The following is an 11,546-nucleotide window of genomic DNA, read 5'->3' as shown; positions in this document are numbered from 1 at the left end:
CCGATAGTGCCTGGCTTCGCCCGGGACCCGCGGCGTCCGCGGACGCCAGGATGCCGTTACCTCGGTAATGCGCGGTGGCCCGATCCCATCGGTACCGGCCGCTGGCGAGAGTCAGACTTTGGGATAGCGTTGTTCGAAACCTTCAAGCTAGACCGGCTCGAGGGCTCCTGCCATATACACTGGACCGACGAACGGTCGCTGCAGTTCCCTTGAGGCATGCCCGGCACTATAGTGCGCGGCCAAGGAGACAACCCCATGAATACCCTGTTGATGCACTGCCGGCCAGGCTTCGAAGGTGAAGTCTGCGCCGAAATCGCCGAGCATGCAGCCACTCTCGAGATTCCCGGCTACGCCAAGAGCAAGCCGGCCAGCGCCCACGTCGAGTTCGTCTGCCAGGACGCCGACGGCGCCGAGCGCCTGATGCGCCGCCTGCGTTTCTCCGACTTGATCTTCCCGCGCCAGTGGGCGCGCGGGCCCGGCTTCATCGAATTGCCGGAAAGCCAGCGCATCGAGGTACTGCTGGCGGAACTGGCGAGTTATCCGGTTTGCGGCAGCCTCTGGCTGGAGGTGCTGGACACCAATGCCGGCAAGGAGGTGTCGACCTTCTGCCGCAAGTTCGAGAAACCGCTGCGCGCGGCGCTGGTGAAGGCCGGGCGGTTGCAGGAGGACCCGGCGCTGCCGCGCCTGCTGCTGACCTTCCGCTCTGGCCGGGAAGTCTTCGTCGGCCTCGCCGAGCCGCGCAACAGCGCGCTCTGGCCGATGGGCATCCCGCGCCTGAAGTTTCCCCGCGAGGCGCCGAGCCGTTCGACGCTGAAGCTGGAGGAAGCCTGGCACCAGTTCATCCCGCGCAGCGAATGGGACAAGCGCCTGGCGCCGGACATGCTCGCCGTGGACCTCGGTGCGGCGCCGGGCGGCTGGACCTGGCAACTGGTTAACCGGGAGATGCGGGTGACCGCCGTGGACAACGGGCCGATGGCGGAGAACCTGATGTATTCCGGGCTGGTCGACCACCAGAAGGTCGACGGCTACCAGTACCGCCCGCGCCAGCGGGTCGACTGGATGGTCTGCGACATCGTCGAGAAGCCGGCACGCACCGGTGCGTTGATCGAGACCTGGATCGGCGAAGGGCTTTGCCGCGAGGCGGTGGTCAACCTCAAGCTGCCGATGAAGCAGCGCTACGCCGAGGTGCGCAAGATCCTCCAGCGCCTGCGCGAGAGCTTTGACGCGCGCGGCCTGAAGGTAGCGATCGGCTGCAAGCAGCTGTATCACGACCGCGAGGAAGTGACCTGCCATCTACGCCGCCTCGAACGCTGAGGGGCGGCGGCATTCCGGCCGGGGACAGGTGACCGGCCGCGCCGCATGCGCGACAATGCGCGGATTCTGTTGCGGAGTTTCCCGATGACCCATTCTGTCGACGCCATTCTCGACGCCGCCGGCCTGAACTGTCCCGAGCCGGTGATGATGCTGCACAACAAGGTCCGCGACCTGGCGCCCGGCGGCCTGCTCAAGGTGATCGCCACCGATCCCTCGACCCGCCGCGACATCCCCAAGTTCTGCGTGTTCCTCGGCCACGAGCTGGTCGAGCAGCAGGAAGAGGCGGGCACCTATCTCTACTGGATCCGCAAGAAGGCCGACTAGGCCTTCCGCGGACCCCGCCATCCCTCGCGCTTCAGCGCAGCTTCTCCATGAGCTGGTAGTACCACATCCCGGCGGCCAGCATCGGATTGCCGAAGAGGTCGCCCAGCGGCACCCTGAGGTGCTTGCAACGGGCGAGGGTGTCGAACTGCTCCAGGCTCCCGCTCATCGCCTTGGCCATGATCTCGCCCATGATGTGGCTGGTGGCCACGCCATGCCCCGAGTAGCCCTGGCAGTACCAGACGTTGTCGGAGAGCTTGCCGAGCTGGGGGATCCGGTTCATCACGATGCCCATGGCGCAACTCCACTGGAACTCGATCTCCACGCCCTTCAGGCGCGGGAAGGTGCGCTCGATGCATGGCCGCAGCTCGGCGGCGATGTCCCGCGAGTCGCGGCCCGAGTAGTTGGCGCCGCCACCGAACAGCAGGCGGCCGTCGGCGGTGGGGCGGTAGTAATCGAGGACGAAGCGGCAATCGTAGACCGCCAGCCCCTGCGGGTTGATCTCCCGTGCCAGCTCGCCCAGCGGCCGGGTGGTAACGATTCCGCCCATGGCCGGGAAGATCATCCCCTTGAGCTGCCTGCGTTCGAGCTTGTGGTAGACATCGCCGGCAAGCAGGATCTGCTGCGCCTCGATCCTTCCCTCGCGTGTAATCACCGCCGGCCGCGGGCCGTGGACGATATCCAGCACCTCGGAATGTTCGAAGATCAGCGCGCCGAGGCCGGCCGCCGCCCTGGCCTCGCCGATGCACAGGTTGAGCGGGTGCAGGTGCATGTTGCGGGTGTTCTTCAGCGCGCCGCAGTACAGCTCGGTCTCCAGGTGGGCCTGGACGCCGGCCTTGTCCAGCAGGACCACCTGGTCGCCCATGCCGCGGCGCACCGCCTCCTCGTAGGAGGCCTGCAGCTCGCCCATGTGGCTGGCCTTCATCGCCGCGTGCAGGTGGCCATGGCGAAGGTCGCAGGCGATGCCGTACTTCTCCACCCGCTGGCGGATGATCTCGTGGCCGCGCCAGCGCAGGTGCCAGATGAAGTCCTCGACCTCGGCGCCCAGCCATTGGCGCATCTGCTTGTGCATCGCCGCGTCGCCGGACAGGCTGCCGGTGACCTGGCCGCCGTTGCGCCCGCTGGCGCCCCAGCCGATGCGATGGGTCTCGACCAGGGCTACCTTGTAGCCACGCTCGGCCAGTTCGACCGCCGTGGCGACGCCGGTGAAGCCGCCGCCGATGATGGCGATGTCGACCGTCACCGCGCCCAGCAGGGTCGGATAGTCGGTTTCCTCGTTGAGCGTGGCGGCGTAGTAGGACGGCGCGCGTTCCGCGGCCGGACGGGGATGGATTGCTGCGTTCATCGGGTATTCCTTGTTCCAGTGCGGCGCGTCCTGCCGGCGCGCCGCCGTATGCGGGCGGGTCCGGGATCTCAGGCCTGGGTCAGGTACCAGCGCCAGTCCTGCTCGCCGACCTCGCCCATGAATTGCCGGTATTCCGCGCGCTTCACCGCCAGGTAGACGCCGAGGAACGGCTCGCCGAAGGCTTCCCGCGCCCACTCGGAGCCTTGCAGGGTATCGAGGGCGGTCAGCCAGTCGGTGGGCAGGCGCTTGCCGGCCTGGGCGTAGCCGTTGCCCTCCACCGGCGCACCCGGATCGATGCCTTCGCGGATGCCGCGGTGGACCCCGGCGAGGAGCGCCGCGGCGGCCAGGTAGGGGTTGGCGTCGGCGCCGCAGATGCGGTGCTCGATATGCCGACTGGAGGCCGGGCCGCCCGGCACGCGCAGGCTCACGGTGCGGTTGTCGACGCCCCAGGTCTGCGCCAGCGGCGCGTAGCTGTTGGCCTGGAAGCGCCGGTAGGAGTTGGCGTTGGGACAGAACAGCAGGAGCGAGTCGAGCAGGCTGGCGAGCATGCCGCCGACCGCCTGGCGCAGCAACGGCGTGCCGGCGGGGTCGTCGCTGGCGAACAGGTTGTGGCCTTGTTCGTCGGCCAGGCTGACGTGCAGGTGCATGCCGGTGCCGGCCAGGTCGTCGAACGGCTTGGCCATGAAGCAGGCGAGCATCCCGTGCTTGTGCGCGACGCCCTTGACCAGGCGCTTGTAGCGGATCGCCTGGTCCATGGCGGCGAGGGCGTCGCCGTGGTCGAGGGTGATTTCCACCTGGCCCGGGGCATATTCCGAGATCGCCGTGCGTGCCGGCAGGCCCTGCGCCTTGCAGGCGGCATAGAGGTCGGCGAGGAACGGCTCGATCTGCTCCAGTTCGCGCAGGCCGTAGACCTGGGTCGCCCGTGGGCGGCCGCCATCGGCGTCGCGGGCCGGTTGCGGGCGGCCGTTGGCGTCGCGCTCACGGTCGAGCAGGTAGAACTCCAGCTCGGCGGCCATCACCGGGTGATAGCCCTCGCTCTTCAGCGCGTCGATGGTTCGCACCAGGAGGTGCCGCGGATCGGCGACGCTGGCGGGCAGGCCCTCGCTCGGGTGCATGCTGACCTGCACCGCCGCCGTCGGGATCTGTCGCCAGGGCAGGCGCACCAGGCTGCCGGACAGGGGGTAGGCGCGGCAGTCGATGTCGCCGACGTCCCAGACCAGGCCAGAGTCCTCGACGTCCTCGCCGTTCATCGTCAGCCCGAGGATGGTGCTCGGCAGCGGCCGGCCGCTGCGGTAGACGGCCAGCAGCTCGTCGCGGTGCAGCAGCTTGCCGCGCGGCACGCCGTTGGCGTCGAGAATGAACAGTTCGAAGAGTTCGATGTCGGGGTTGGCGGCCAGGAAATCCTGGGCTTCTTGTTCGCAGGCGAAGTTCATGGGGCTCTCTTGTCGGTCTTGTCCGGTAGCGTCGCGACGCTCACAGCGGCGCTCCGGCGACGGCAGCGTCGCGGAACGGCATGCAAGCGGCAGGCCGGCCCCGCCGTTGCGCGGGGCCGGAGGGATATCAGGCGTGACGAGCGTCCGGCGGACGCGCGTGGCGGCAATGCCAGAGCGCCCAGAAGGCCAGTTCGAGAGGGAGGGAGAGCGGCTCCAGTTCCAGCCAGTGGCTGTGCTTGCGGGGTAGACGCGCGGGCGTTCCGGCCGGGTTGGCGGAAGGCTGGTAGGGCAGGGTGCGCGTCGTCGGTAGGTGCATGAAGGAAAACTGGGCCAGGGGTTGGAACAGCCTCGCACAGGCTGACGGGTGAATTAAATGCGCTTTTTACGACCTTTGCTTGAGCGAAATCGAAACCGAAGGAAAAAGAAGGGCGCCCCCGAATGGGCTGAAGAGACGCCCGGAAAGCGGCTCAACCCTTGTCGGCCTTGCCCGCGGCGGCGGCGAACCTGGCCAGGCGTACGTCGAGATGACGCGGGCGCCGGCCGGCGTCTTCGGCGTGCTCCTTGCGACGGATCGCGTTGCGCACCATCAGCGAACCGACATAGCGGATCGGCTCCGGCGGGAAGCGGCCGAGCGGCCCCTGGGTCAGCGGCGAACGGGTCCAGGGATTGTCCAGGCCGAGCGCCAGCGAAGAAAGGATCTGCCCGCCCATGTGGCATGGACCGACGCCGCTGCCGGAGTAGCCGAAGCCGTAGAACACATTGTCGCGGCCGTCGAGCCGGCCGAAGAACGGCAGGCCGGTCACCGAGCGATCCGATGGACCGTTCCAACTGGCTTCGATGGCGACCTCGGCGAACTCGGGGAAGAACTCCCGCAAACTGCCGCGTAGTTGCCCGAGATACGGCGAGGGGCGGTCGAACACCGGCAGCATGCGTCCGCCGTAGGCGAAGGTGTTGCCGCCCTTGCCGAGCATCAGCCGGCCGTCCGGGGTGTTGTGGTAGTAATGCACGAAGATCCGCGAGTCGAGCACGCTGACCCCGCTGGTCAGGCCGATCTCCTGCAGCAGGTCCGGTCGTGGCTCGGTGATGAGCATGTCGCTGGAGACGATCGCCACACTGCGTTCGAATTGCGGGAAGGCCCTCGCCATCCAGGCGTTCAGCGCCAGCACCACGCGCTCGGCGACGACCCGCCCTTGGGGGGTGACCACTTCCGCCGGGCGGCCGTGCTCCAGTCCTCGCATCGGCGTGCCTTCGTACAGGCGTACCCCCAGTTGCAGGGCGACCCGGCGCAGGCCGCGAACCAGCTTGCCTGGCTGCACCGTCGCGGCAGCCGGCGAGAACCAGCCTTCCAGGTGCCTGCGCGAGCCGGCCAGGCGTTGCACGTCGGCCAGCGGGCGCTTGACGAAGGAGTTGATGCCATGGCGTTCCAGGGCGGCGATCACGCTGTCGGTGCTGCCGACCTGGGCCGGGTTGGTGGCGGTATAGAGGGTGCCGTCCAGCCGGTAGTCGGCCTCGACGTCGTAGCGCTGGCAGAAGGCGCCGATGGCCCGGATGCTGTCCTCGGAGGCCTTGACCAGGCGGATCGCCTCGGTTAGTCCGAACAGCCGTTCCAGGGTGAAGAACTTGGCCGACCAGGACAGCGCGCAGCCGCCGTTGCGGCCGCTGGCGCCGGCGCCGCAGAGATCGGCCTCGACCAGCACCACGTCGAGCCCGGGATCGTGCTCCTTGAGCATGATGGCGGTCCACAGGCCGGTGTAGCCGCCGCCGACGATGCACACGTCGGCGCGGGTATCCCCGGCCAGCGGCGGGCAGGGTGCCGCATGTTCGGAGCGTAGGGCCTGGTCCAGCCAGAAGGGTCGGAAGGTCATGGCTGTGCTCTCACTGCGGGCGGGCGGCGACGACGATCATTTCCACCCGCCAGCGCGGGTCGATCAACTCGGCCAGGCTACAGGCGCGGGTCGGCGCCCGGCCTTCGGGAAACCACTGGTCCCAGACCTGGTTGAGACCGGCGTAGTCCTCCCGGTGGGCTAGCAGTATGCGTACCGAGAGCACCTGGCCGCGGTCGCTGCCGACGCTCTGGAGCAGCCGGTCGATGTTCTCCAGAATCTGGCGGGTCTGGTCCTGGATGTCACCGCTGGGATCGTCGGCGACCTGGCCGCCGATGTAGAGGGTGTTGCCGTGCAGGGCCATTTCGGCCCGGCGTTTGACGACTTCGAAGCGTTCGATATGCATGAGGGTTTCCCTGGCTTGAAAAGACGCTGGTGGCGCGGCGGGCGCGCCGGAGTCAGGAGCGGATCGGGCGGAAGTCCCCCAGGCTGGGGATGTTCCTGTGGCTTTTCACGGCACCGTCGGGTCGGCTGTTCCAGTGCGGGAGGAGCACCGCGGTGGCGATCAGGGCGGCGACGGTGAAGCCGATGAACACCGTGTAGGTGTCGAAATAGCCGGGCAACAGACCGCCGAGGATCGCGCCCACCGAACCGCAGCCATTGACGAAGCCGGAGGCGGTGCCGGCGGCCTCGCTGGTGCCGAAGTCGATGGCGGCGGAGCCGCAGATCATCGAGTCCGGGCCGTACAGGGTCAGTCCCATCATGAACAGCAGGCCGACCACTATCGGAATGCTGCCGGTGGTCATCGCCGGGACGAACAGCGCCAGGCAGACGGTCAGCGCCAGCAGGCTGATCACGCAGGCCGGTATGCGCCGTGCGCCGAACAGCTTGTCCGAGGCGAAGCCGATCAGGATCGGGCCGAGCAGGCCGGCTACCTCGAAGGCGGTGGGAACGATCGCCGCGCCGACCTTGCCGAGCGCCGGCATGCGTTCGTAGACGATCACCGGTCCCCACAGGAGGATCGCGTAGCGCGCCGGCTTGAGCAGGAAGTAGGCCAGGCCGAGGCAGAGCACCGTGCGGTTGCGCACCACCTTGGCGAGCACCTGCAGGCTGCCGCCGTTGCCGCCTTCCGGCCTGAAGCCGGCATAGCGCACGGCTTCGCTCGCGGCCTGCGGTTCGACGGGAGGATGGCCGACGTCTTCCGGGCGGTTGCGCTGCAACAGCAGGAACAGCAGGGCCACGCCGCCGACCACCGCGGCGCTGGAGTAGAACGCCGCGTGCCAGGTACCGAACACGCTGTACGCCCACCAGCCGGCGAACGGCGAGGCGACCAGGCCGCCGAAGGCGTAGCAGGTGCTCCACAGGCCGAGCACCCGACCGCGTTCGTGGGTGGCGAAGAAACTGCCGATGTTCTTGCACAGCCCCGACCAGCCGGTGGACTGCGCCAGTCCCTGGACCACCATGCAGGTGGCGAAGATCGGCAGGGTGGCGAAGGTGCCCATGACCAGCGCGGCCAGTGCGGAGATCAGCAGGCCGCCGAACACCACGATGCGCGGGCCGAAGCGGTCGGCCAGCACGCCCCAGGTGAACTGGCCGACGGCATAGGCGGCGAGATAGATGGCGTCGAGATCGGCCATCGCCATCTTGTCCAACTGGAAGTCCGGATCTTCGGCGATGCCGAGCTTGGCGACGGAAAAGGCCTTGCGGGTGAAATAGAAGGCGGCGTAGGCCAGCCAGGTGATCGCGAATATCTGCAGGCGCCAGCGCTGGAAGCTGGACACGGGAGAGGACGGCAGCGCCGTCCCGGGACGTTGATTCATGGATCTGACCTCGATCTTGTTATCGGTGCCGGCAGGTGTGAGGGGAACACGCCTTGTTGTTGTTCTGATGAGCACTTCCGCACCGCCATGTCGCGGTGCCTGGTCAGAGGTATCTGGAGTCGGCTTCACCTCCTGGGTAAGGGTTGCGGCTGCCCTGGCAGGGGCTGGCTGCCGAGGCGCTGGCGCGCTGTGGTGAAGCGATGGAAACAATTCCGGATAAATAAATGAAATCGATTTATCAAATTTTAAATATAAGTTTTACTTGTTTGTCCGTAAGCCTGGCGCGGCGTGGGTCGAGGAAGTTGACCGAACGGTCATTCCCGTGTGCGCCGCCCATGGCGCGGAACCCCTTGTCCTGCCTGGAATGGTGAAGGTCCATGTCGGTATCCCATGCACAGTTGAAGGCTTTCCATGCAGTCGCCGTGTACGGCAGCTTCACGCGCGCCGCCGAGCGCCTGTTTCTCACCCAGCCGGCGGTTTCCGACCAGGTGCGCAAGCTGGAGGAGCGTTACGGCGTGCTGCTGTTCCACCGTAACAAGCGCTCGGTGCGCCTGAGCGAACTGGGCGAGCGCCTGCTCGCGGTGACCCAGCGGCTGTTCGCGATCGAGGCCGAGGCGGAGGAGCTGTTGTCCGCCTCCAGCGCCCTGCAGACCGGCACCCTGACCCTGGCGGTGGATGCGCCGGTGCACGTATTGCCGCAGATCGCGCGTTTCTGCGAGCGCTATCCGGGCATCGCGGTGCGGGTGGAGACCGGCAATACCGACGAGTCTCTGCAGCGACTGTTCAGCTACCAGGCCGACCTGGCCCTGTTGGGCCGGGACGTCAGCGACGAGCGGTTGCTTTCGCTGACCCTGCGCAACGACCCGATCGTCGCCTTCGTTTCGCTCAGCCATCCGTGGGCCGGGCGCGAGTCGATCCGGCTCGCCGATCTCGACGACATGCCGCTGGTGCTGCGCGAGCAGGGCTCGGTGACCCGCCAGACCCTGGAGGAGGAGATGAGCCGCGCCGGCCTGCGGATCCGTCCGGCGATCCAGGTCGAGGGCCGCGAGGCCTCGCGCGAGGCGGTGGTGGCGGGGATCGGCGTGGGGGTGGTGTCGGCCGCGGAGTTCGGCGCCGACACGCGGGTCCATGCGCTACCCATCGTCGATTGCCAGCGACGCCTGACCGAGACCCTGGTGTGCCTGCGCGAACAGCGTTCGCGGCGGATCGTCGAGACCTTCCTCGACCTGGTCGGCGAGGACCTGCCGGCGCCGAGCTAGGGCGCGGCTTCGCGCAAGCGAAAAAAAGCCCGGCGGATGCCGGGCTTCGAAGTCGTGCTGGCGGGCGCTCAGGCCTGCTTCTGTTCCTGCTCCAGGGACCTGTCCAGTTCGCGGCAGGCGCGCTGGATCATCACCTCGGTGATCGGGATCTCCCGGCCCTGGGCGTCGATGATGGCGCCACCGGTGTGCTGCTGCGTATTGAAGGGGATCACGCGGCGCTTGGCGGTATCGGTGTGTTGCGAATTCATTGCCCGTCTCCTCATCAGGTTTATCGGCAGTCTAGGGAGCGCAGATGAAACCGCCGTGACAAACGGCGGATGTCGTGCCGCTCCAACGCGAAAGCCATGGACCATAGCAATCTTGCAGTCGGCGTGCCAGCTTGCCGGCTACCGCTGGGTTTTTCTGGTTATAGTGGTCCGACCGGTGTGGGCGTCCTGGAGTTCGCCCGAGGATGAGTATGGACATGTTTCGCCTGGGGTTGGTGGTCAATCCCCTGGCCGGGCTGGGTGGCCCGGTCGCCTTGAAGGGTAGCGACGGGGTGGCCGCCGAGGCCCTGGCCAGAGGCGCCGAACCACGTGCGCTGGAGCGCACCCGGATAGCCCTGGAGTGCCTGTTGCCGCTGGTCGAGAAGATCGAGTTCCTGACCTTTCCCGGGGCCATGGGTGGTGAGTTGCTCGAGCGCATGGGCTTCCGCCATCGCCTGCTCGGCGAGTGGCAGGGAGCGGTCAGCAGCGCGGCGGATACCCGGTTGGCGATCGAGCGCCTGCAGGAGGCCGGTGTCGCCCTGATCCTGTTCGCCGGTGGTGATGGCACAGCACGGGATGTTGCCGGGGTGGTGCGCGAGCAACAGCCGGTGCTCGGCATTCCGGCCGGGGTGAAGATCCACTCCGGGGTCTATGCCATCAGTCCGCGCGCGGCCGGCGAATTGGCCAGGCGCCTGGTCGAGGGCGGCCTGGTGCGCCTGGCCAGCGGCGAGGTGCGCGACCTCGACGAAGAGGCGCTGCGCGCCGGCCGCGTCGCCGCGCGTTGGTACGGCGAGATGACGGTGCCGGAGGAGGGCCACTTCATGCAGCACGTGAAGCAGGCAGGGATGGAGTCCGAGGAGCTGGTGCTGGTGGACCTCGCCGACTGGCTGGCGGAAAACTGGGAAGACGGCGTGCGCTATGTGCTCGGACCGGGCTCGACCTTGCATGGCCTGGCGCGCAATCTCGGCCTGGAAACCACCCTGCTGGGCGTCGACGTGCTGGAGAATGGCGCGGTGATTGCCCGCGACGTCGACGAGGCGCGGCTGTTCGAACTGGTGGACGGTCATCCGGCGTACCTGCTGGTCACCGCCATCGGCGGCCAGGGCCACGTGATCGGTCGCGGCAACCAGCAGATCAGTCCCCGGGTGTTGCGCGCCATCGGCCTGGAGCGCATGCGGGTGGTCGCCACCAAGCGCAAGCTGGGGACCCTCGGGGGCCGGCCGTTGCTGGTCGACAGCGGCGACCCGGTGCTGGACGACAGCTTCCCGGACGCCATCCGGGTCTGGGCCGGCTACAAGGAAGAACTGCTGTATCCGCTGGGATACGCGAAGGACCAGGACGCGCCCGCGGGCGCTTAGGAGGAAAAGGATGGACAAGGACGTATCCGGCGCGCTGCGCCGCCTGTTGCTGCTCGCCATGCTCGGACTGCCGCTGGTGGCGGCCGCTGCGGTCGAACCGCAGCGACTGGTGGATGCGGCGCGTGCCCAGGTGGGCGTTACCCTGGGCTACGACCCGGCCTACCGGCAACTGGACTATCCGGGCGGCGACGTGCCGCTGCAGACCGGGGTCTGTACCGACGTGGTGGTCCGTGCGCTGCGCGGACAGGGGCTGGATCTACAGAAGGCGGTGCACGAGGACATGCGTCGCCACTTCGCGGCCTACCCGCAGCAATGGGGAATGAAAGGTACCGACCGCAACATCGATCACCGCCGCGTACCGAACCTGATGACCTGGTTCAGCCGCCAGGGCCTGGCCCTGGCGCCTAGCCGCGACGCTTCCGCCTACCGGGCCGGAGACATAGTCGCCTGGCGCCTGGACAACGGCCTGCTGCATATCGGCGTGCTTTCCGATCGCAGGCTGGAGGGCAGGCCGCTGGTGTTGCACAACATCGGTGCCGGCGTGCGGGAAGAGGACCTGCTGTTCCGCTACCAGGTCATCGGCCACTACCGCTTCCCGCAGGGCTGAATGGGCTGGGCAAGCCGTTCC

At 67.8% G+C, this 11,546-nt stretch carries 12 protein-coding genes; 5 read left to right on the top strand and 7 right to left on the bottom strand.

Annotated features, from left to right (window positions below; all coding sequences use genetic code 11):
• Positions 1 to 255: 255 nt before the first annotated feature.
• Positions 256 to 1,314: a 23S rRNA (cytidine(2498)-2'-O)-methyltransferase RlmM gene (gene rlmM, locus ACTJJX_RS10895; RefSeq protein ID WP_016851787.1), complete on the top strand. Its 1,059-nt coding sequence runs from the start codon at positions 256 to 258 to the stop codon at positions 1,312 to 1,314.
• 84 nt (positions 1,315 to 1,398) lie between these two features.
• Positions 1,399 to 1,638 (top strand): sulfurtransferase TusA, encoded by a 240-nt coding sequence (gene tusA / locus ACTJJX_RS10890; RefSeq protein ID WP_023082575.1) that lies wholly within the window; start codon positions 1,399 to 1,401, stop codon positions 1,636 to 1,638.
• A 31-nt stretch (positions 1,639 to 1,669) separates the two neighbouring features.
• On the opposite strand, the gene ACTJJX_RS10885 is transcribed toward tusA, so the two are convergent.
• From ACTJJX_RS10885 to ACTJJX_RS10860, 6 genes are all read right to left on the bottom strand, one after another.
• Positions 1,670 to 2,980, bottom strand: a complete 1,311-nt coding sequence (locus tag ACTJJX_RS10885) for an NAD(P)/FAD-dependent oxidoreductase (RefSeq protein WP_016851786.1) — start codon at positions 2,978 to 2,980, stop codon at positions 1,670 to 1,672.
• Positions 2,981 to 3,048: 68 nt separating this feature from the next.
• A complete protein-coding gene (locus ACTJJX_RS10880) occupies positions 3,049 to 4,413 on the bottom strand; it encodes a glutamine synthetase family protein (protein WP_016851785.1) in 1,365 nt (454 codons plus the stop codon).
• 127 nt (positions 4,414 to 4,540) lie between these two features.
• Positions 4,541 to 4,729, bottom strand: coding sequence for a hypothetical protein (locus ACTJJX_RS10875; protein WP_015648517.1), 189 nt, complete (start codon positions 4,727 to 4,729; stop codon positions 4,541 to 4,543).
• Between the two features lie 151 nt (positions 4,730 to 4,880).
• Entirely contained in the window at positions 4,881 to 6,278 is a 1,398-nt protein-coding gene (locus tag ACTJJX_RS10870; protein ID WP_015648518.1) for an FAD-dependent oxidoreductase, read from the bottom strand.
• Between the two features lie 10 nt (positions 6,279 to 6,288).
• Positions 6,289 to 6,642: a RidA family protein gene (locus ACTJJX_RS10865; RefSeq protein WP_015648519.1), complete on the bottom strand. Its 354-nt coding sequence runs from the start codon at positions 6,640 to 6,642 to the stop codon at positions 6,289 to 6,291.
• Between the two features lie 52 nt (positions 6,643 to 6,694).
• On the bottom strand, positions 6,695 to 8,056 hold the full coding sequence (locus tag ACTJJX_RS10860; protein WP_023082574.1) for an MFS transporter: 1,362 nt from the start codon (positions 8,054 to 8,056) through the stop codon (positions 6,695 to 6,697).
• A gap of 377 nt (positions 8,057 to 8,433) precedes the next feature.
• On the opposite strand from ACTJJX_RS10860, the gene ACTJJX_RS10855 reads away from it, so the two are divergent.
• The gene (locus ACTJJX_RS10855) at positions 8,434 to 9,315 is read left to right on the top strand and encodes a LysR substrate-binding domain-containing protein (RefSeq protein WP_003104408.1); all 882 of its coding nucleotides are present in this window, start codon (positions 8,434 to 8,436) and stop codon (positions 9,313 to 9,315) included.
• A 68-nt stretch (positions 9,316 to 9,383) separates the two neighbouring features.
• Here ACTJJX_RS10855 and ACTJJX_RS10850 read toward each other — a convergent pair whose 3' ends face one another.
• A complete protein-coding gene (locus tag ACTJJX_RS10850; protein WP_003104406.1) occupies positions 9,384 to 9,563 on the bottom strand; it encodes a PA1571 family protein in 180 nt (59 codons plus the stop codon).
• A gap of 209 nt (positions 9,564 to 9,772) precedes the next feature.
• Here ACTJJX_RS10850 and ACTJJX_RS10845 point away from each other — a divergent pair, with 209 nt between their 5' ends.
• On the top strand, positions 9,773 to 10,918 hold the full coding sequence (locus tag ACTJJX_RS10845; RefSeq protein ID WP_003144857.1) for an ATP-NAD kinase family protein: 1,146 nt from the start codon (positions 9,773 to 9,775) through the stop codon (positions 10,916 to 10,918).
• A gap of 10 nt (positions 10,919 to 10,928) precedes the next feature.
• Positions 10,929 to 11,525 (top strand): DUF1287 domain-containing protein, encoded by a 597-nt coding sequence (locus ACTJJX_RS10840; RefSeq protein ID WP_003104401.1) that lies wholly within the window; start codon positions 10,929 to 10,931, stop codon positions 11,523 to 11,525.
• Positions 11,526 to 11,546: the final 21 nt, after the last annotated feature.

It is taken from the genome of Pseudomonas sp. 22490, from assembly GCF_052044465.1.
GTDB classification, from domain to species: Bacteria; Pseudomonadota; Gammaproteobacteria; order Pseudomonadales; family Pseudomonadaceae; genus Pseudomonas; species Pseudomonas aeruginosa.
This window is presented reverse-complemented; position numbering and strand designations above follow the sequence as displayed.